The sequence below is a fragment of the Synechocystis sp. PCC 6714 genome, from assembly GCF_000478825.2.
In the GTDB taxonomy this organism is placed as follows: domain Bacteria; phylum Cyanobacteriota; class Cyanobacteriia; order Cyanobacteriales; family Microcystaceae; genus Synechocystis.
The window spans coordinates 1,318,235-1,336,034 of record NZ_CP007542.1 but is presented as its reverse complement, the minus strand read 5'-3'; the positions used below and the strand labels follow the sequence as shown (position 1 = coordinate 1,336,034).

Annotated in this window: 22 protein-coding genes and 1 tRNA gene; 4 read left to right on the top strand and 19 right to left on the bottom strand. The window is 46.5% G+C overall.

Annotated features, from left to right (window positions below; genetic code table 11):
• Window positions 1-23: 23 nt before the first annotated feature.
• Entirely contained in the window at window positions 24-1,226 is a 1,203-nt protein-coding gene (locus tag D082_RS06060) for an RNA-guided endonuclease TnpB family protein (RefSeq protein WP_038530369.1), read from the top strand.
• 166 nt (window positions 1,227-1,392) lie between these two features.
• On the opposite strand, the gene D082_RS06055 is transcribed toward D082_RS06060, so the two are convergent.
• Window positions 1,393-2,871, bottom strand: coding sequence for a leucyl aminopeptidase (locus tag D082_RS06055; RefSeq protein WP_028948881.1), 1,479 nt, complete (start codon window positions 2,869-2,871; stop codon window positions 1,393-1,395).
• Between the two features lie 157 nt (window positions 2,872-3,028).
• Between D082_RS06055 and D082_RS06050 the strand changes: the two genes are divergently transcribed.
• Window positions 3,029-3,101: transfer RNA gene (locus D082_RS06050), tRNA-Phe, on the top strand.
• 102 nt (window positions 3,102-3,203) lie between these two features.
• On the opposite strand, the gene D082_RS06045 is transcribed toward D082_RS06050, so the two are convergent.
• The 9 genes from D082_RS06045 to D082_RS06010 all read right to left on the bottom strand — a co-directional run bounded on the left by D082_RS06045 (window position 3,204) and on the right by D082_RS06010 (window position 7,555).
• The gene (locus tag D082_RS06045) at window positions 3,204-3,398 is read right to left on the bottom strand and encodes a hypothetical protein (RefSeq protein WP_028948882.1); all 195 of its coding nucleotides are present in this window, start codon (window positions 3,396-3,398) and stop codon (window positions 3,204-3,206) included.
• On the bottom strand, window positions 3,395-4,141 hold the full coding sequence (locus D082_RS06040; RefSeq protein WP_038530366.1) for a glycoside hydrolase family 19 protein: 747 nt from the start codon (window positions 4,139-4,141) through the stop codon (window positions 3,395-3,397). The genes D082_RS06045 and D082_RS06040 overlap by 4 nt, the downstream gene beginning before the upstream one ends.
• On the bottom strand, window positions 4,138-4,353 hold the full coding sequence (locus tag D082_RS06035) for a hypothetical protein (RefSeq protein ID WP_028948884.1): 216 nt from the start codon (window positions 4,351-4,353) through the stop codon (window positions 4,138-4,140). The genes D082_RS06040 and D082_RS06035 overlap by 4 nt, the downstream gene beginning before the upstream one ends.
• 2 nt (window positions 4,354-4,355) lie before the next feature.
• The gene (locus tag D082_RS06030; protein WP_038530363.1) at window positions 4,356-5,138 is read right to left on the bottom strand and encodes a hypothetical protein; all 783 of its coding nucleotides are present in this window, start codon (window positions 5,136-5,138) and stop codon (window positions 4,356-4,358) included.
• Between the two features lie 61 nt (window positions 5,139-5,199).
• Window positions 5,200-5,538 (bottom strand): hypothetical protein, encoded by a 339-nt coding sequence (locus D082_RS06025; RefSeq protein WP_028948886.1) that lies wholly within the window; start codon window positions 5,536-5,538, stop codon window positions 5,200-5,202.
• Complete coding sequence (locus tag D082_RS06020; protein WP_028948887.1) at window positions 5,531-6,037, bottom strand: hypothetical protein; 507 nt, start codon at window positions 6,035-6,037, stop codon at window positions 5,531-5,533. The genes D082_RS06025 and D082_RS06020 overlap by 8 nt, the downstream gene beginning before the upstream one ends.
• Window positions 6,038-6,274, bottom strand: coding sequence for a hypothetical protein (locus D082_RS17650; protein WP_071880780.1), 237 nt, complete (start codon window positions 6,272-6,274; stop codon window positions 6,038-6,040).
• A gap of 4 nt (window positions 6,275-6,278) precedes the next feature.
• Window positions 6,279-6,905 carry a hypothetical protein gene (locus D082_RS06015; RefSeq protein WP_028948888.1) on the bottom strand — a complete coding sequence of 209 codons (627 nt, stop codon included), beginning with the start codon at window positions 6,903-6,905 and terminating at the stop codon, window positions 6,279-6,281.
• Window positions 6,906-6,910: 5 nt separating this feature from the next.
• The gene (locus D082_RS06010; protein ID WP_028948889.1) at window positions 6,911-7,555 is read right to left on the bottom strand and encodes a hypothetical protein; all 645 of its coding nucleotides are present in this window, start codon (window positions 7,553-7,555) and stop codon (window positions 6,911-6,913) included.
• A gap of 123 nt (window positions 7,556-7,678) precedes the next feature.
• Here D082_RS06010 and D082_RS06005 point away from each other — a divergent pair, with 123 nt between their 5' ends.
• Window positions 7,679-7,921, top strand: a complete 243-nt coding sequence (locus D082_RS06005) for a hypothetical protein (RefSeq protein WP_144428719.1) — start codon at window positions 7,679-7,681, stop codon at window positions 7,919-7,921.
• 15 nt (window positions 7,922-7,936) lie between these two features.
• On the opposite strand, the gene D082_RS06000 is transcribed toward D082_RS06005, so the two are convergent.
• The 6 genes from D082_RS06000 to D082_RS17310 are packed head-to-tail and all read right to left on the bottom strand — an operon-like array spanning window position 7,937 to window position 16,252.
• Window positions 7,937-9,523, bottom strand: a complete 1,587-nt coding sequence (locus D082_RS06000; RefSeq protein ID WP_028948891.1) for a hypothetical protein — start codon at window positions 9,521-9,523, stop codon at window positions 7,937-7,939.
• A gap of 2 nt (window positions 9,524-9,525) precedes the next feature.
• The gene (locus D082_RS05995) at window positions 9,526-11,448 is read right to left on the bottom strand and encodes a hypothetical protein (protein ID WP_028948892.1); all 1,923 of its coding nucleotides are present in this window, start codon (window positions 11,446-11,448) and stop codon (window positions 9,526-9,528) included.
• Between the two features lie 16 nt (window positions 11,449-11,464).
• Window positions 11,465-12,445 (bottom strand): hypothetical protein, encoded by a 981-nt coding sequence (locus tag D082_RS17315; RefSeq protein WP_028948893.1) that lies wholly within the window; start codon window positions 12,443-12,445, stop codon window positions 11,465-11,467.
• Complete coding sequence (locus D082_RS05980; protein ID WP_028948894.1) at window positions 12,438-14,243, bottom strand: hypothetical protein; 1,806 nt, start codon at window positions 14,241-14,243, stop codon at window positions 12,438-12,440. Before D082_RS05980 ends, D082_RS17315 begins: the two co-directional genes overlap by 8 nt.
• Complete coding sequence (locus D082_RS05975) at window positions 14,243-14,443, bottom strand: hypothetical protein (protein ID WP_028948895.1); 201 nt, start codon at window positions 14,441-14,443, stop codon at window positions 14,243-14,245. The genes D082_RS05980 and D082_RS05975 overlap by 1 nt, the downstream gene beginning before the upstream one ends.
• A 9-nt stretch (window positions 14,444-14,452) precedes the next feature.
• Window positions 14,453-16,252 carry a hypothetical protein gene (locus tag D082_RS17310; protein ID WP_051738700.1) on the bottom strand — a complete coding sequence of 600 codons (1,800 nt, stop codon included), beginning with the start codon at window positions 16,250-16,252 and terminating at the stop codon, window positions 14,453-14,455.
• A 246-nt stretch (window positions 16,253-16,498) separates the two neighbouring features.
• On the opposite strand from D082_RS17310, the gene D082_RS05965 reads away from it, so the two are divergent.
• Entirely contained in the window at window positions 16,499-16,912 is a 414-nt protein-coding gene (locus D082_RS05965) for a hypothetical protein (protein WP_144428718.1), read from the top strand.
• An 8-nt stretch (window positions 16,913-16,920) separates the two neighbouring features.
• Here D082_RS05965 and D082_RS18540 read toward each other — a convergent pair whose 3' ends face one another.
• From D082_RS18540 to D082_RS05955, 3 genes are all read right to left on the bottom strand, one after another.
• On the bottom strand, window positions 16,921-17,076 hold the full coding sequence (locus D082_RS18540; RefSeq protein WP_158506499.1) for a hypothetical protein: 156 nt from the start codon (window positions 17,074-17,076) through the stop codon (window positions 16,921-16,923).
• Window positions 17,077-17,201: 125 nt separating this feature from the next.
• On the bottom strand, window positions 17,202-17,492 hold the full coding sequence (locus D082_RS05960) for a hypothetical protein (RefSeq protein ID WP_038530349.1): 291 nt from the start codon (window positions 17,490-17,492) through the stop codon (window positions 17,202-17,204).
• A 4-nt stretch (window positions 17,493-17,496) separates the two neighbouring features.
• Entirely contained in the window at window positions 17,497-17,754 is a 258-nt protein-coding gene (locus D082_RS05955; protein WP_038530346.1) for a helix-turn-helix transcriptional regulator, read from the bottom strand.
• Between the last annotated feature and the right edge of the window lie 46 nt (window positions 17,755-17,800).

Sequence of the window (17,800 nt, the reverse complement as noted above, 5' to 3'; positions counted from 1 at the left end):
ACATACCCATTTTAGCGCAAGCAATGAAGTTAAGGTATCAATACCGTTTCTACCCAACAGACCAACAGCGACAGAGTTTAGCTCAGTTGTTCGGTTGCGTCCGTGTGGTCTGGAATGATGCTTTAGCTTTTTGCAAAGATTCAGAGAAATTACCCTCGTACAATGCTCTGTCTAAACGATTAACAGAATGCAAGCAAACGGAGGAAAGAAAATGGTTGACTGATGTTTCGGCTGTTCCATTGCAACAGTCCATTAGGAATCTCAGTACAGCCTATAAAAACTTCTTTGATTCTGTTAAAGGAAAACGCAGGAGCAAAAAGGTTAATCCCCCTAAGTTCAAGAGTCGAAGATCAAAACAATCTGCTACTTTTGTTAACTCAGGATTTACCCTCAAAGACAATGACAGAATTTACCTTGCCAAAATTGGATTTCTTGATGTGGTGTGGAGTCGTCCTCTCCCATCAAAACCTAGTTCAGTAACGGTAATCAAAGATGCGACTAATCGGTACTTTTTGAGCTTTGTTGTTGAAGTTAACCCAGAACAGTTGTCCGACAATGGGCAGTCTGTAGGGATTGACCTGGGCATCATTGACTTTGCCACTTTAAGTACAGGGGAAAAGATTAAATCCCCCAAGCCCTTAAAGGCGAAGTTAAACCGACTCAGGAAGTGCCAGCGCAATCTTGCCCGTAAACAAAAGGGCAGTAAACGACGGGAAAAGGCACGGTTAAGGGTTGCAAAAGTTCATGCAAAGGTAAAAGATACCCGCACCAATTTTTTGCATAAATTGTCCACCAGATTGATCCGTGAAAACCAAACGGTGATTTTGGAGGATTTAAACACCGCCGGGATGATGAAAAATCGTTGTCTTTCCCGTGCCATTTCTGACCTTGGTTGGCGTAGCTTTCGCACTATGTTAGAAGCCAAAGCAGAAATGTATGGTAGGGACTTTCGGATCATCTCTCGTTGGGAACCGACTTCTCAACGTTGTTCCTGTTGTGGTGAAATTGGCGGCAAAAAAGAGTTAAATATCCGTGAATGGACTTGCCTTTTCTGTGGGGCAAACCACGACAGAGATATTAATGCCGCAACAAATATACTGGTCGCCGGAGGACATTCGGAGACCCAAAACGGACGTGGAGGAAACCATCAGACTACTTCGGTAGCGGCATCCTGTGAAGCGTCAACCCACCGAAAAGCTATTCAGTTAAATCTGTTTGCTTCGTAGGAATCCTTCGCCTTTAGCCTAGGGAGGATGTCAACGTCCATAGGATATGGCGATCGGGGTCTATGGCTTTACCCATTTTCAAACAGATTTTGTCAGCCAACCAGTGCTTGGACCAGGAGTCAGATTCAGTCTGGGAAAATGCGGGCGTAAAGATTAGTGAGGAAAACTATTCCCCTAATCCCAACACCCATTGCACCAGAGTTCTTACCGGATAGCCCGTGGCTCCGGCATTATGTACGCCATTTTGTTTGTCTGTCCACACGGGGCCAGCAATGTCCAGATGGGCCCAGGGGGTTTCCTTGATGAACTGTTGCAAAAATAACGCCGCGGTAATGGAACCGCCAGAGCGGGGCCCCGTATTTTTCATATCAGCAATGGGGGATTTTAAACCATCAAAATATTTGGCTTCCATGGGCATTTGCCAGAATTTTTCCCCTGCTTTTTCTGCTGCTGTTTTCAACTCATCGGCCAATGCTTGGTTGGGACTCCACAAACCGCCAATGTCATCCCCCAGGGCCACAATACAAGCTCCGGTGAGGGTAGCTAGATCGACGATCGCCTCTACGCCTAATTTTTCTGCAAAAACCAGGGCATCGGCCAGGGTCAGACGACCTTCCGCATCGGTGTTATTAACTTCAATGGTTTTACCGTTGGAAGCGGTGAGAATATCGCCAGGATGCATGGCTTTACCGCTGATCATATTTTCCGTGGCGGCACAGATGAAATGCACTTCCACATTGGGTTTCAGTTGGGCGATCGCCTTGGCCGCTCCTAGGGTAGCACCGCCGCCCCCCATGTCCATTTTCATCGTTTCAATGCCACTGCCGGCCCCTTTGATGTTTAAACCACCGGAGTCAAAGGTAAGACTTTTACCAACAATAGCCAATTTTTTCGCCGGGTTAGCGGGGCGGTAGGTGAGGTGAATAAACTGTGGTGGCAACTCGGAAGCTTTGGCAACGCCTAAAAATGCTCCCATGCCCAGGGCTTCACACTCCTGCTGCCCCAGCACTTCCAGTTCCAAGCCATAGGTTTGGGCCAACTCCGCAGCAATTTCCGTAAAGGTTAGAGGGGTCACCGCATTGGCCGGAGCAGCCACCATTTCCCGGGCCAGAATGACCCCAGAGACAATTTTTTCTGCTTTGCCAATGGCCGTTGATTGCTCCCCTAGACCCAGCAATTCCACCGTAGTCAGTTTAATTTCCTTATCTTCCGGATCGGACTTAAAACGATTGTCCTGATGCAAGGCCAATAAAATACCTTCCGTTAAAATGCCCGCTGTTACCGCTTGATCGTGCTCCCGTTGGGGCAAACTCACCCCCAGGGTTTTTACTTTTTCACCCTTTGCTAACCGGGCGATCGCCGCCGCCGCCTCTCCTAAAACCTGGCTATCAAATTTTTCAATTTCCCCTAGACCTACCAGTATCAACCTTTTCACCGGGGTTTTACTACCCACCCGGGCCACTAACTTCTGTCCCGCTTTGCCTTTAAATTCCTTTTCCTCGATCAATTCCCGTAACACCCCTTCCAGGCGATCGTCTAGTTGGGCCAGATCCCCAGTGATTTCCGTCGCATTTTCAAAAAATCCTAGGGCGAGGGCATCCCCCTGCCAAGTCAAAGCTGTGTAGTCGGTTCCGCGGATCTGCATCGCTGTTTAGTTTCTCTGTTGACAGATTGTCCGCCCTCTATTCTGCCACACTCCCATAACCCCTGGCGATCGGGGAGTTAACACCCCGGTTTATGGATTTGTTCAAAGAGCTTGTCAAGGGTGATACTTCTTGGTATGTTGTTAATGCGCTAAAAAAGCCGGGATAGCTCAGTTGGTAGAGCAGTGGACTGAAAATCCTCGTGTCGGCGGTTCAAGTCCGCCTCCTGGCATATCAAAACACCATATACAGCATGGGTTTCGGCACTCAGACTCTACGGGTGGAGTTTCTGAAAACTTGCATATCGCATAAACTTGCATAAAACTTGCATAAATTAGTCTTCTCTGCCATCCCGGTAATGGGATTCGATCGCCGTGCCTAATCCCCTGGCCCCCATTCCGGCCAAAAAATTGGCCATCCCCATCAAACCTTCCGATCTCTCAATGGGCAAAAAAACTGTGGCCACTGCTAAGGTCACCCCGATACCAATCTGGGCCAAACTGGCCCATTCAGGATCTAGATCTCTCATAAATACTTCCTTGCTAACTCGGCGATCGCCCCGGCCCGATCCATCCCATTCACCACCCGACGGGCATTGTAAAAGTCTGATTTGGTGGCGTTAACAAACTCCGGCAAACTGCGGCCGGTAAATTTACCGTTTCTCATGCCGTGAACCAAGATGAATAGCGCAACATTAGGTTCACAAGCCAATTCTGGTTTATTGACCAGATCGATACCCAGGATTTTTCCGTATCGCTCATAATTTGACCGCCAAGTGAGCTGTACGAATCCTCTGCCGTAATAAGTCTTGCCAGTCTGGGGGTCTGGTCTGCCATAGCTCCGTCCCTTTCCTTTTTCGTATTCTTCCAAAGGGCGAAATGTTGAAGCAGTTTCGTGTTGAGTAGTTGCCAGGACATAGGCTTGCTGATTTTTGTAAATAAGTCCGTGCTGATTGCATTCCCAGCGGATCGCATCAATAACGCCTTGTTTAGTGCTGAAATCGTGGTATCTGCCCTCTTCCTGCCGTTTAACAGCCGCTTTCAATGCTGAATAACTACTGGGGCCAATCAGATCAATTTGGTCAGGGTCATGGAGATGGACTGATTCCTTAAATTGGGCCCAAGCTTCTATCGTCCGTGGCCCCAAATCCCCATCTAATGGGCCAGGGCTAAATTTTGCCGCCAATAGCCATTTCTGGAGTTGAAGCAGATCCTGATCCGTCAATTTGTCCAGGCTGACGGGATGCTTGACGGGGTAAATGGAATTAATCATTTTAAAGTTTGTTTCAATTCCGCTAGGTCTTCCAGCAATGTTTGGAGCTTGACCTCCACGGTTGTCTGTCTCTGCTCATACACTCTGGTCAAATTGGTGATCTGAATACTGAATCCAACTACTCCGATAACCACAGTGATTACCGTTGCTACCAAAGAAGTTTTTACCCACTCGTCGCTCTGGCGATGGTGTTCGTGTTGTCTTTCATCCATGGCTAGCTGGTGGCGATGTTTACTTCTAAAGTTTGAGTGTCAGGATTAACCAAAACTTCGTATTCAATGGAATAGGTTTCTCTAATTAATCGGAGAAAAGGCAGATCAGAACTGGTTATTCCTGCGGTGGGATTCCCAGCGTCGTAATATTCCTGGGGAACGCTTAGCCCTGTCGGTCTAACTGCTAAAGGATCTGTTCTTCTGGTTATTGCACTAGCAGTGGAAGCCGTTCTTATTCCAATGCGATGGATTAGAAACACAATCAAAGCCGCTACCCATTCCCGGGCATCGTCAGAAACCGTGTTAGGAACAGTTCCCCCATAGCTGGTGATTATGCTGTTGGGGATGATTACTCCGGGAGCAGAAACAGCCCCTTCATTGGCCACTAAGGCGGCCGCTGGCCAAATATCTTCAAAGGTGATTTTCCCCGTCCCCAAATTACTCCCAAAGGTAGGAGCAGGGGGAAGAGTAACAGTGCCATCCCGAATATCGAGCATTCGCAGTATTCCAAAGGTCACCCCCTCGGTAAATTTATTAATCCCAACCCCAAAAGGTTGAAGCTTAGTAGGTTCTGGAAAACCTAATGGGGTGGTTTGCATCATGGCTTCGTAAAGGGAATTTAGAAGGGCATAGGCAAGCTTGCCCTCTAGAATCGCCCCTGTATCAGATAATTCTGCCGATTCCAACCCAATTAAGTCATTGGCTCCAATCCAAAGCCCCGCCGGAACACCATTCCCAACCCCTGCTCCCATCGAATTGGGGAAAACTGAAAGGTAAGTAATCATAAAAAGTTAGCTCTCCGTTTTTAGGGAAGGAATTAAAGCCATGGTGCTATTGGGGAGTTAATTAGGCAGGTTCGGCCAACACTTGATAGGTACTGGTGGGAATTTGAACAGCAATGGAAACGCTAAAGTCCACACGGCGGGTGGTGTCTCCGGTGATGGCTTCCCCTCGGGTCACCTGCATCCGTGCCGATGGACTGGGCAAAGTGGTGTAGTTGTCGTACAAGGCACCTAAAAGGGAAAGCATAATTTCCCGCCCATCTCCGGTCAAAGGATTAGCTTCGGTCGTGGTCAATCCTTCTAAAGCAGTAAGGGGGATTGCGATAGAATCGGCGGCGGCGGTGTCTCCGGTTTCAAGAAGTTCAAAACCGGGAAATAAATCAGTCGGTAACGGCTTAGCCATTTGTGGTTTCCTCTGTTGCAGTTAAAACAATTACGATATTGCCTGACCCTCCAGCGTTTATTATCCTTGTGGGAGCGCCGTCTAATGCGGCTAAAACGTCGGCGGGTAAATTTGTTTGAGCTAACCCTTCCAGGCTCACTGCCCAGGGTTCATCCTCCACTGTCCCTATCCTACGCCATGCCCGTTTTAAGGTTTTCTTAACTTGAAAATGGCGAATAACGGTGGGATTGATCAGGACTTCCTCTGGGGTGTTAAGGTTAATTATTTGCGGTGTTTCTGAGAAGTAAAAACGCCTCCAAGGGGAATAGTTTAGGTTACCTACATCGTAAACTACGCGCAAATGTCCGTAGCTAATAATTTTGTCAGGGCGGGCACCAATGCCGGTGATTCTAATAATTGAATTGCCATCATTGGAAGCAAAAGGGAATTGTGTCCATTGGTCAAACCGTGGCGTTACTGTCCCCTTGTAAATCCATTCCCCGGCGTAATCAGTAGCCATTTACCATTCCTCTAATTCCCAGCCTTCGGGTTCTCCGTAGGTTTGCATCATCAAGTCATATTCCCCTCCATAAAGGAAGTCCTCTAATTCCCGATCGCCAGTGATGGATCGAGGGATGCCATCGGCCCCCACCACATAACAGAAATTGTTATCGGTGGGCTTAACGTCGGGTGGGGGTGAACTGTAAAGAATTTCGTCAAATCCGGGATCACCAGGAGTAAGAATTAGTCCAGGCATGGCATTAAGTGAGGCTAGCGAGTCCTCTTTCTGCTCTAGTTATCTTCCAGCCATCAGCCAAGGCATTGCCCAGCTTGGCTGGGGAACAGGGCAAAGTCCGAGAATCTTTGGTAACCAGGGGGATTTTTACGCCTTTGGGGGCCCGGGCTGTCTTAGAAAGAGTCACTGGCCCAACGTTAGCGATCCAACCTAGCGTTGCTCCGTTTTCGGCGGTGGCATCGATTAAAGGCACGTAATAGGCAAAATATAGGTTGTTAGTGGTGCTAACTACTATTTCCTTGCTCTTTTTCGTTGTTCCTAATACAAGCGGGAAAACGGGGCGTTTCAGTTTCCAACCGGCTCCAATGGCCCTGGCGATCGCCTGGCTGGTGTAACCATCGCCAAAAGCAGTGACACTGCGTTGCAAACCGCTGGAAATTTTCTTGGTAAATTGTGCCGGTCTTGGAGCATCGGGGGAAAAGACCACCAATCCTAAGCCTTGGGAAATTTCCTTTTGCCCTATGGCCGTAGCATCGCCTTGGGAAATTCCAGGGATAGCAGTAATATCCGCGCCTTTGAATCCGTAATGAAGATTCTGATTGACGCGCACCGCCCGGATTACCCTTTTTCTTCCTCTAGTGGCGATCGGCATGGCTATTACTCAGCGGCCGCTACTGCTTCAAACCCGGATTCAGGTTGCACCAATTTCCAACCCGCTTGAATAGCATCGGCAATTTTACTGCTAGCTACGGGCAAAGTTTTGGTGAAATTGTCCGAAACTTGAGCAACAAGGGCCAATTTTGCCCCCTGGGGAGCGGCAACCAGTTTATCCAAATTGGCCGCAGACATAGTTACATCCCAGCCCAATAGCCCTGCGTTCCCCGCGTCACTGTTAGGCACAAACCGTTTTACCAACAAACCGTTACTAACAGGCACGGCGATCGCCGTTTGTGTCCGGGTATTCCCAAAGGAAGTGCGACGTACACCTTTAGCCATTTTCCAGCCTGCGCCTGCGGCTCGGTTTATATTTCCGGCCGTAGTGCCATCACCGTAGGCAGTAACACTGCCTTGTGTACCTGAGGAAAGCTTTTTACGAAACTGAGCCGGCTTAGGAGATCGAGGCGAAAAAACTACTAACCCGCTAGCCCCAGCTAACGCGGTTTGTCCAATTGCGGCTATGTCGCCCGCAGAAACCCCCGGAATAGCGGATAGATCCGAACTCATAAATCCATAGGTTAGGGTCGTATTGACTTTTACTGCCATGGGCACATTGCGTTTGCGCCCCCTCGTTGATAACGGCATTTTGCCTCCTGGCAATGGGTGAATTTATAAGGCGATCGTAGCCAGTAAAACCCCGTACTATGGGCAAATCGGAGATAATTGGAGATCGTACAACCCGTAGGGGTTACATGATGGTTCTGTCCCATGACGCTATCTAGCCTTGTACCAATTTATGCCCGCTCTTCTCGCAAGACTCGCCTTTGTATGCGCCGCAAAAAATGGCGTTATGGAAAAATATACGTCTATGAACCGCGCAAAGACTTAATTAGGAATGTGGCCCGGGAATTTGGCTGGTCAGAGCAAAAGGTACGCACCGAAATTGAAAGGGAGAGATTCTGGCTGTTAGCTAACCCCTGGTTCCCCCTTGATTTAAAAAAAGGAGAATAATTGAATTTTGCGAGCTTATCCATCTGCCCCCGGCGACCTAAACAATTCTGCAACTAACTCTGAATATCCGGTGGGTTGAGTGTCTGTCCATAGAGGAATGAGAGAAGTTTTGCGCCGCTGGTAAACCCCTGACAGAGTTGCTGTCCCTGCTTCTTCATTGATTACTTTTTGCTGGTTCAGGATGGTAAACCCGTAGGGATAAATTCTTGTTGGTTTTTTTCGTAAAGCATCTAGTCTTTTTCTTGCGCCTTCCCTACGCTCTCTAACTGAAGTAATCCCTATAATTTCTTGGTTACTAAATACGGCTAGTTTGGCTACCATGTCTAGCCCTTCGTCCTCTGATGCCGTATAAACGCTTATTTCTCGGCCCCCATCTAAACGAGCACTTGTTTTCCATTCTCCCCACATATAACCATTTATTCCTCCCACTGCTGATTTAATTTCATTCCAGCCCAGCTTCTCCCGTCTCACATCTGGAATAGTGATTTGGACTCGTTTAGCTCCACTTAAAACCCCTTCGCGATCGCTCAAAATTACTCGGAGCATAATCGGCAAGGGAGATCCGGTTATATTTTGTCTAACAGGTTCTCCCACCCACATTCCCAGATCACGTTCCTCTAGTAACTGGTGCTGAGCTAGGGTCTGGACAATGGTGGGCTTAATCAATTCTGCTGGCCCGGCAATAATTATTTTTTCTTCTTCATAGTCTCGATTGGGTGTAATCTCTACAAATTCTTGATCGCCTAACAATGTGGTTTGGCTAAGCTTTTGCTCCAGCATGTATTGGTCGGCGGTGTTAGCGACTACATAGAAAGCCTCCGAGCAACTATCAAAAAATTCTTCAATTAATTCTTCGGTGAAGTTTTGGATTATTGGGTTTTTAATTGACTCAATCCAATTGTCTAGGGCAAGGGCAAAAGTCCATGGCTTGGTTCCTTTCTCTCCCCACTCCTTAACTCTGCTGGCGTTAATTCCTAGTGCATCTCGGAATACTTTTCCTCTTCCATCAGGGTCTAACAGAATTTCTTTTAATAATCTCCGCCCATTTTTGTAGGAAGTGATTAGGGTTTGTCGAAAAACCAGTTGGGCCGACTGTTGAACCAGCATCCGCAAGTTATTCACAAGTTCACTAAGGGCCTCTTCCCCTACCTCTTTCAACACTCGCAACGCCAGAAGCTTATTGAATTTCATCATGATCAGCCCAGGCCCAGCCCCGCAAACTGCCCACCCCACCGCATTCCCAATAGTTCCTCCAAGGGTTCCCGCCAACATAGTCATGTAAGTTACATACTGTTGATCCAACTCTGCATCAGTGGCATTCCAGTTAAAATTCCACAGATAACGCACCCCCATTTGAACTTGGGTCATGATGCTGGTGAACGTCCACTGAAGCCCCCCGCCAATGGCATTAAGAAGAAAGCCAGAAACTCCTGCCCCAAGCTTGTTAACTTTGTTGAAAATTCTGACTAGCACGTTGCCGTCTTCATCTTCGTTTTGAGTTTTTGCGCCGCCGATCGCCCGAATGCCATCCAGGGTTCTGGTAGCCAAGGTACGAATCTTGCCAGAATTTAAGTTGCTTAGGGATAGGTTAAGGCTACTCATAATTAAGCCGAATCTGTAGTTTGAGAACCCAACCGTTTTATTCGTGGGCGTTGTCCCAATTCTCGCCCATAGGGTTTGGTTTGTCCGTCGGTGGCCCATGCTCCCTGTCCAATGAAGCCATATTCCACATCTTCTAGGAAGCGATCAAAGTCGTCTTTTTCTCTTTGCTGATCTGATTCACCATCGTTATTTCTGTCTGGAACCTTGGGAGTAATGCCCATTTCCTTGGCAAAATCTTTTAAGCGAGAAAGCATTTGCCCATTGCTTTTTCCAATGCCTTCAGTTAAAGCGGCTTTCACAATGGCATGAATTTCTTTAATTAGCTCAAATTTAGCTTCAAAAGTTAACTTGTCACTAAATTGAGGCATAGCCGTGGGCACTTCCGTGGGCTTAAGAAGTTGTTGCCAACTAATAGGCTGACTTTCTTTTGGTTGCAATAATGGATTGTAGGTGTACTCAACATTTTGCGTAACATCCTTAGATTCAAAGCCTAGATAATCTGCCACCGCTTCAATCCAGGCATTAGCGTTGACTGCCACCGCTTTTGTACTGCCTATTTCAGTCATTGTGCGAGTGAGCATTTCCACCGCCAAATCGTTGGTGGTTTTTTCTGCCAGATTAATCCCTAATATTTCGGCGATCGCCTCTGCCAGATTAGGTACTTTAACTGTTTTAACAATTAATCCGTTAGATCTCCGATAGCTAACCATTTTGTCATTTCGGAGATAAAAGGGCAGATCGGAAATGCCAGGAGGGGGGGAGCTTTCCCACTTTTCAAATTCGTCATCCATGTCTAACAGGTCATTTTCTGCAATCTCCATGGTGATGGGGAATTTGCCGATCAACTCATCCAAAGCTTTGGTCAGCCACAATAGCAATTGGGGGATAGATTCGATTTTTTCATATATTTCTTCATCGGTTTTCCCTTTAATATCTTCTGGTTCCAATAGCAAGCTAATCGGAACGTTGAAAGGAAATTGGTCAGAAGCTAGGGCCCTTTGGATCTGCTTGATTCCTCCCCCACTGTTTTCCAAAACAATCCGAGGGACCGAATTTTCTAAGCCCTGCATTAGATTAGAAATGCTTGTCGCCAATCCAGCCCCGCCAACAGCAGAATCAACTTCCCCTTGCCATTCGTAATAATTGCGCTGATTAACGGCAGATACAGGGGTAATTTCCAGGGATTGATAGGTTGTTCCCCTGGGAATCATAGAAAGGGCATTTCGGCTTCTAATCCACATATTGGCAAAAGCATCGGCGGGGGCCTGGATACCGTACATCAACGCCAAACCCTGGTTATAGGCTCGTAAATCCACCGCCCACAGCAATGCTCCTTGGTCATAAAAGTCTCCAACTTGAGGGCCTGGATTTGGTGCTCCTCCATTTTTTGCTAGCCACCAAGCAAAAGCATCAGCAGAGGACTGAAGGGCCGCTTGAGAGTCGCCAGCACCCACCATGTAATCCCATTCGGGCATTTGCAAGGGATACTCAGAATGGTTATCTACCATCAACCGTCCAAACTGGAAAAGCCCTTTAACTGCACTGGGTTGGTGAACAGCCGCTTTTTTGCGAAGGTAATTAAATGCGGTGTGCCATGGGCCAGGGAGCCATTGCCACCAATTAGGGAATCCCCCTTGATCGGGCTGATAGTAAGCTTCCTCAACAGTTGCCGTTGTTTGTATGGTAGGCGATGGGTAAAATTTCTTTCCTAGTGGCGGTATTTCTGGTGGCGGGGGCAAAGGAACTTTATATTCTGTGTCTCCCACTTTCTCATAGGCTTTTGGTGGGAGATATTGATTGGTCTTTTGTCGTTCCGCTTCTTCAATGGCCCGCCGTTCTTCGTCAACAGTCATTAATTGCGGGGTGAAAAAATCGGCGATCGTATTGCCAATTTTCCAACCCCAGAGAAAAGTACTCAGTCCCATAGTTTTTTACCTGTGTTTAAGCACTAACTCCACCAACGCCTGGATCGGGGTCTGGCCCCGATGGCGGGGGCGGTGCAAAATTGTCTTCCCGAAAAGCAATGGAGGCTCCTACCACTCGACTTAAATTGATTAAAACTAGCCCCAGCAGGCTAGTTAAGGTAGGGGATTTTTCGTCTAATTCAGGGCAGGGCATTACTCCACCTTCTCCTTTAACTGTGGCAACGTGGCAAGGAAGACCCAAAGCTCTAAAAATTTCTTGCAAAAGGAAAACTGTTTTGATGCTCTGATTCTGCAACTCATTTATTGATTTGGAGTGGGAGCCCAGCATATAGAGGCAATCCGCCAAACATTCCCCCATGCTGTCGTAATACACAACCCCGGTTCCATCTACCTTGGGGACCATAATGTCCCCGCCGCCCCAAAACTTGGTCAGGTCGTCCGCTATGGTGTCAAAAATCCCTCCGATATGGGGAACCCGCATGGCGCCTCCTGGAGAAGTCTCGGCAATTTGCAAATTGCCGTCAGAATCAGTGGTAGTGCTGACTTGCCGTGCCCTTACCTCAAACAACGCATCACACACCATTCGTTGCCCGTAAGCGTCGGTGACTTCACGAACGGCAAATTGCCCATTTCGCAGGGATTGATTGGCATTAATGGTTTTAATGTAATCAGCATCAACCCAGTTGGATTCTGGCTGGGGAATGTTTTTTCCATCTGCGTTGAAGGCTATACCCGTGGCATAGGCTAAGGTTTCCAGATATCTACCTAGATTGTTAAATCGTTTTTTCTGCGGATCGCTGGGGTGAACGCCATAGCGATCAGCTTCCAATGCGGCGTGAATTTCCTTAATACGTTGGCTGTCGGGCATAATGTCACCTTTGTCTGGATCGGGGTCTAGGCTAAATGGGAAATCGGGGCTGTCGGGCCCTGATGAGCCAAAAAAAAGTCTGGTTTTTGGTGGGGTGGAATCAACAACAACTAAATAGGGATTAGCCATTGTGGGCAAAACTCCTGACAAGAAAAACAGAGCTATTCATGGTTTCAAAAAGGTAGCTACTGGGGGGAGTAAACGCATAAGCAAGATTATCGGTAAATTCATAAGCTACTTCAGAGGTAGAAAGAAATGGCTCAATTGAAATATTAGGCTCTTGCATTATTTCGTTATAATTAATTTTTATTTTGATAATGTGCTTTAATTCAAATTCCTTCCAGGTGGCATAGCCTACAGGGCCAGGGGCATAGCTATTAATCCAACCGGGGAAAACAACATTCCAAGAGGGGGCACCTGTTCCGTAAGTGGAATCAGAAGTATATTGCAAAATATCAGAGAAGCCCTGCCAATCATTCAGCATCAAAGCCACCTCACCAGAATCAAATAAATTTAAATCCGTTGGCAGTAAATGAGAAGATTTAAATATTGTGTTAACTCGCCATTGTTTGTCATTGGAAGCATGAAATAACACAAATCCACCCACCTCATTTTCTATCTCGCTAACAATAGTTCCTAGCGACTCTGAAGAATTAACAGTATAAGCTGTATTGGGAATAGACCAATCTAATGTAACTCCCGTCGGAGACAAATCTAGGGTTGCTCCATAGCCTTGATTTAAGAAAGAATAGCCTTGATTAGAAGATATTTTCATTTCACTGCTTAATTTTAATACTGTGCCTGATATAGGTTGAGAATTAAACTGCGTTGATATTTCTACCGCAAAAGGATCTTCCCCATTTTCTATTAAGTTTGTAAAATAATCCTTGTTCCACCACACTACTAATTCCAGCTTGTCGTTTTGTTTATCGTAAATAGTAGTTATGGGTTTACCCATATTTTCCCCATTAATTATTAACGATACATAAAAATATGAATTAGGGACAGAATTAAATAAGGGCTGATTATATTCAATTACGTGACTTTGCGGGCTGGGAAGATTGCCTTGAGAGAAATAAACCGGATAATCTCTTGGGAAAGTGTGTATTCTAAATGTGCTGGTTAATTTTGCGGAACATCCTGTTAACACCTTGCAATCATTAGGAATGCCCAATTCATCCCAGAGATAACCCAGGAAACTGTCCATCTGGTCATAAAGCAAAAGCTGAGCTTCAGTGGACGTTAATTCAAGTTCCACCCCATCAAAGCAGACTGAATTATGGAGCCAATTAGCGGTGGGAAATTCGTAGGTTTGAGACTCTTTTGTCCCATTACGGAAAAATCGCCCCCGTCGGCGTGTAACGATAATCGGGTTGATGAGCTTGTCACAATAGGAAGAGGCCCGCCCCTCCACTTCCCGCCACGACAATATTCTTTCCATTTCTTCCTGAGTCAGTGTTTCTTCTATTTCCTCCCAAGTTTGGCCCTTCCCTACTTTTTGCTCGGTCACTAGTTCAACTATTTCTTGCCAGGTCAACGCCCCTTCTATTTCCTGCCAGGTGATTGTCCCCTCTGAATTGGGCGGAATTGAAACAGTCAATATGGACGGTGGCAAAAAATCCTCTAGGTCGAGGCTATCCGGTAAATCTGCCTGGTATTCCGGCTCAAAACCGTAGGCAGATCCGTTTAAATAGCCATCATCCAAAATAAAAGTCCGGCTTAGTTTCTTGAGCAATTCAAACATTTTGGCAGACCAATCTTCACACCAGGGATTAATGGGATTAGGCACAATGCGGTCAATAAAACAGATGGAATCTCCGAAAATACCATGGCTACCGAGGGCGTTAGTAAGCAGGCTCATTACCTGCCCCTGAATTTTTTGGGCAAATAGAATGTCGTAGGTTTGGTCGGGGTCAAGAAATTTCATTAATCTGATTCAAAACACTGCTCTGTCCAATTTTTCGCCCAGGGTACACCTAGCTCTGTTCTCTCAATAAACGTGTAGGGAATCTCACTGCCCCCGGTGAAAAAAGAGTGATCGCCCAGAGCTTGGGAGATTACGCTTCCCACTGCCCCAGCAATCTTCTGGGCAAATAGGCGATCGTAGTTGGGATAATCGAAGAACATAGGATTCAATCAGACTCTTATTTGTCCACCCGTCTCTTCAAGCTGTGTTATAGAACCAGTTCTAGTTGCGCCAAACATATCAATACAACCCCCCAATAAAACTCTATAAGCATGAGTGGCACTGCCAGAACTCATATTCAAGTTGGAATAAAGCAAATTTATAACTCCGCCAAGTAGCGCAATAATAGTTGCGCTATTATTACTTCCGCTACGAACAATAGAAGATGAAACGCCATTTATTAGACCATTTAATTCACAAACAATACCATGAGATGTCGTAGCTCCAATATTTAAATTATTGACAGAAAGTTTTCCACCAACTGTGTTTATTCCTCGCATAGCGGAACCTGTAGTGATAAATTTTATACCATCAATTACCCATTCGCCTGTTACGTAAAACAAAGAACCCAGACTGGATGCGGTTCCTGTTATTGCTATATTACTTGGCGTTGTAGTATCTCCTTCTATAATTGGTACACCACCCACCATTTGTGGTAAACGAATAGTGTTAGCGGTAGTTATATTTGTGCATATTTTTATTTTTAGATTCCAACCGTTAATGTCTAATTTTTTAAATATTTCTACTGCCTTCTGAATCGTGGCAAAAGCACCGCCAGCAGTATTGGTTAACCCATTATTGCTATCACTTCCATCTGCCCTGACGTAATAGGTTCTATCAGCGGTCAACAGTTCACGACCACCGCCGCCCGTACTGATCGCCTTTATAATTCCAAACTCATCTTTCTGGTAGATCAGCCCATCCAGAGCAGAAGCCCAAATGGTTAATTTGTTGGGGGCTGGGGTAGCTGGTTCTGGCACCAAATCAAGGATTAAAGCACCTGCCGCTTCCACTGAACCAGTTGGCCCTGGAACAGTGGAAGGTTCCCCATCTTCACCTTTTAAACTTTCCAACCATTCCGCCCTAGTCCCCAAATATCCTTCATCTACTGCAACTTCATAAGCACTTGGCCCTGGTGCACCTGGAACAGTGGAAGGTTCCCCATCTTCACCTTTTAAACTTTCCAACCATTCCGCCCTAGTCCCCAAATATCCTTCATCTACTGCAACTTCATAAGCACTTGGCCCTGGTGGACCTGGAACAGTGGAAGGCTCCCCATCTTCACCTTTTAAACTTTCCAACCATTCCGCCCTAGTCCCCAAATATCCTTCATCTACCGCAATTTCATAAGCATCTTGGGCGATCGCCGCTACGGCCCCAGAATTCAATTCCACATATTGACCGGCTACCCGTTGCACCCCGGCAATTAACTGGAAACCGGATAATCCGAGGGCTTGGCGATCGCCTGGTAGTTGGCAGTTAATGCGTAGCTGAGAATCCCCATAGCGGGGGTCAATTTGGATGTAATCCCGGCTGTTGGGGTGGAGGGAAGCGGATAGGGTGAGCAATGCCCAGACCATTAACTGTTCGGCTGTGGTCAATGAAGGAATGTCCAGGGACGACAGGGCCGGTTCCGTTTCCAGGCTGGGGGGAGTGAGGGGGAAAGTGGGAGCTATTCCAGTCAGGAACGGCAAAACATTGGAAAGCAATTCCCCGCCGTCGTTTCCATAATCCCCTTCTAAGTTGAAGCGACAGGAGAAATTAATGGTAGTTGTTTCTTCCTGCTCCTGGGTTTCTTGGTTAAATATTCGCCGCTGTTGGAGGGAAACGGTTACTGCCTGACTAACCGCCGAAGTGCTGGGGAGATTGCCCAACAATTGGGAAAAATGCAATCCCAGGGCCACGACTAACCTTTCTAGGGAATCAATATTTGCATCGGCTAAGGCTTGGGCGGTGGGGATTGCAACCATGGGGAAACCAAAACACTAAATCAAGTGTAATGGTTTGCTGTATTACGCTACCAGTGGGGGCTTTGAAATTTGTAGGGAAATTTCTATGATTAGGAATTACCACCGCCAAAAATTATGTTTATTCCCCATTGGAAAGACTTACTAAAAGCCCTGTGGCTTTGTCTGTTAATCATGCTCTGGGCAGTTGTAGGGAAACCCTTTTTTGATTTTGTTGAGTGGATGGGGTCTGCTTCAATGGTAATCCCGGTGACAATTGGATTTGGAATAATTTTCCCCATTCTTTCCACTGCATTTATTCACGATTGGCTGTGGGGAAAGGATGATCCAGAGAATCCGTCTTGGTTCCCCAGGGGAGCTAGTTGGTGGGAAGCCTTTTGGTGTTATTTAGCGAGTTGGGCTTTTATTGTGCCATTGGGGCTACTCTCACTTATTGTTACGGGGGCAGTATTGGCTTTTTCCTTCTTCTTGATTTATGCCTTTGGTGCAGACCATGGGGTGATGGGGAGTAATGCAGGCCGAATTCTCAAAGGCATAGCGCAAAGTGAACAGTTCCCAGCCTTTATAGGAATTGTCTGGTTTTATGGGGCGGCAATGACTTTCAAGATTCAACGATGGAGCAACCGGGCCAAAGAAAAACCCCCAGCGGTAACTGAGGACTGAGGATTAATTTAGCCTTTAACGATTGCCCAACCCAGCATGGTTTCTTTATCAACAAAAAAACGATCCTCGGCTTTGGCCATGGCTATTTGCATTTCAGTTAGCTGACCAGAAGAAACGATTTTTGCGCCGTCTGGACATTTCAATAAAAAATCTCTTGCGTTCATGATTGATCGTTAGGTAAAACAACACTTACATTTTACGAAGCTCCAGCGGTGGAGTAACCGGGCCAAAGAAAACCCCCCAGCGGTAACTGAGGGAAATACTAAATAGATGCCGAACGGTTCGGTATCTATGGGTTGGGAAAAAAGCCAAACTTAATCACCGCCGCTGTAATGGCTCCAGTAATAGCCAGAATCAATGTCCAGATTTGCTTGTTTTGACTGTCTTCCAGATTTTTGACTCGGGAATCTACAGAGTCTAGCTTTTCTTCAATTTTGGCCTGGGAAACCTTGATTTCTGTCAGGGAAGCTTCCATACGCTCAAAGCGCTGGTCAATACGCTCAAAGCGTTGGTCAATCTTGGCAAATTCCTGCTTGAATTCCCCAAGGATCTCTTTTAGGTCTGTCTCAATAGTCGCCATTAGCTTATTCGTGCTCCGTGGTCTGGTCAGGATAGGACATAATCAAGTCTTCCAATTCCATGCCTTCTTTTAGAGCAAGCATGGCAAACCGTACCCCCGCCAGAAAGTCACGGGCTGATGATTTGCCATTCTCCCAATCGCTTATGGTAGCCCGACGTACTCCAAGGGCTTCTGCAACCTTGGTTTGAGAGTAGTTGTTTTTTTGCCTAAATTCTCTGAGCACTTTTGAATATTTGGGCTTGACTTGCTTACTATATTCCATTTTAATTTATCTTGTACGCAAAGCGTACAATTCTCCTGGGTTTATC

Excerpts from the sequence above, each read along its gene's own strand:
- D082_RS06015 (WP_028948888.1), bottom strand. The coding sequence starts at position 6,905 with ATGCCGATCGCCACTAGAGGAAGAAAAAGGGTAATCCGGGCGGTGCGC.
- D082_RS06035 (WP_028948884.1), bottom strand. The coding sequence starts at position 4,353 with ATGGATGAAAGACAACACGAACACCATCGCCAGAGCGACGAGTGGGTA.
- D082_RS18540 (WP_158506499.1), bottom strand. The coding sequence starts at position 17,076 with ATGAACGCAAGAGATTTTTTATTGAAATGTCCAGACGGCGCAAAAATC.
- D082_RS06020 (WP_028948887.1), bottom strand. The coding sequence starts at position 6,037 with ATGGCTACTGATTACGCCGGGGAATGGATTTACAAGGGGACAGTAACG.
- D082_RS06055 (WP_028948881.1), bottom strand. The coding sequence starts at position 2,871 with ATGCAGATCCGCGGAACCGACTACACAGCTTTGACTTGGCAGGGGGAT.
- D082_RS06045 (WP_028948882.1), bottom strand. The coding sequence starts at position 3,398 with ATGAGAGATCTAGATCCTGAATGGGCCAGTTTGGCCCAGATTGGTATC.
- D082_RS05980 (WP_028948894.1), bottom strand. The coding sequence starts at position 14,243 with ATGAAATTTCTTGACCCCGACCAAACCTACGACATTCTATTTGCCCAA.
- D082_RS05960 (WP_038530349.1), bottom strand. The coding sequence starts at position 17,492 with ATGGCGACTATTGAGACAGACCTAAAAGAGATCCTTGGGGAATTCAAG.
- D082_RS05975 (WP_028948895.1), bottom strand. The coding sequence starts at position 14,443 with ATGTTCTTCGATTATCCCAACTACGATCGCCTATTTGCCCAGAAGATT.
- D082_RS06000 (WP_028948891.1), bottom strand. The coding sequence starts at position 9,523 with ATGAGTAGCCTTAACCTATCCCTAAGCAACTTAAATTCTGGCAAGATT.
- D082_RS06025 (WP_028948886.1), bottom strand. The coding sequence starts at position 5,538 with ATGGCTAAGCCGTTACCGACTGATTTATTTCCCGGTTTTGAACTTCTT.
- D082_RS06010 (WP_028948889.1), bottom strand. The coding sequence starts at position 7,555 with ATGCCGTTATCAACGAGGGGGCGCAAACGCAATGTGCCCATGGCAGTA.
- D082_RS17315 (WP_028948893.1), bottom strand. The coding sequence starts at position 12,445 with ATGGCTAATCCCTATTTAGTTGTTGTTGATTCCACCCCACCAAAAACC.
- D082_RS06005 (WP_144428719.1), top strand. The coding sequence starts at position 7,679 with ATGACGCTATCTAGCCTTGTACCAATTTATGCCCGCTCTTCTCGCAAG.
- D082_RS06030 (WP_038530363.1), bottom strand. The coding sequence starts at position 5,138 with ATGATTACTTACCTTTCAGTTTTCCCCAATTCGATGGGAGCAGGGGTT.
- D082_RS17650 (WP_071880780.1), bottom strand. The coding sequence starts at position 6,274 with ATGCCTGGACTAATTCTTACTCCTGGTGATCCCGGATTTGACGAAATT.
- D082_RS05995 (WP_028948892.1), bottom strand. The coding sequence starts at position 11,448 with ATGGGACTGAGTACTTTTCTCTGGGGTTGGAAAATTGGCAATACGATC.
- D082_RS05955 (WP_038530346.1), bottom strand. The coding sequence starts at position 17,754 with ATGGAATATAGTAAGCAAGTCAAGCCCAAATATTCAAAAGTGCTCAGA.
- D082_RS06060 (WP_038530369.1), top strand. The coding sequence starts at position 24 with ATGAAGTTAAGGTATCAATACCGTTTCTACCCAACAGACCAACAGCGA.
- D082_RS06040 (WP_038530366.1), bottom strand. The coding sequence starts at position 4,141 with ATGATTAATTCCATTTACCCCGTCAAGCATCCCGTCAGCCTGGACAAA.
- D082_RS17310 (WP_051738700.1), bottom strand. The coding sequence starts at position 16,252 with ATGGTTGCAATCCCCACCGCCCAAGCCTTAGCCGATGCAAATATTGAT.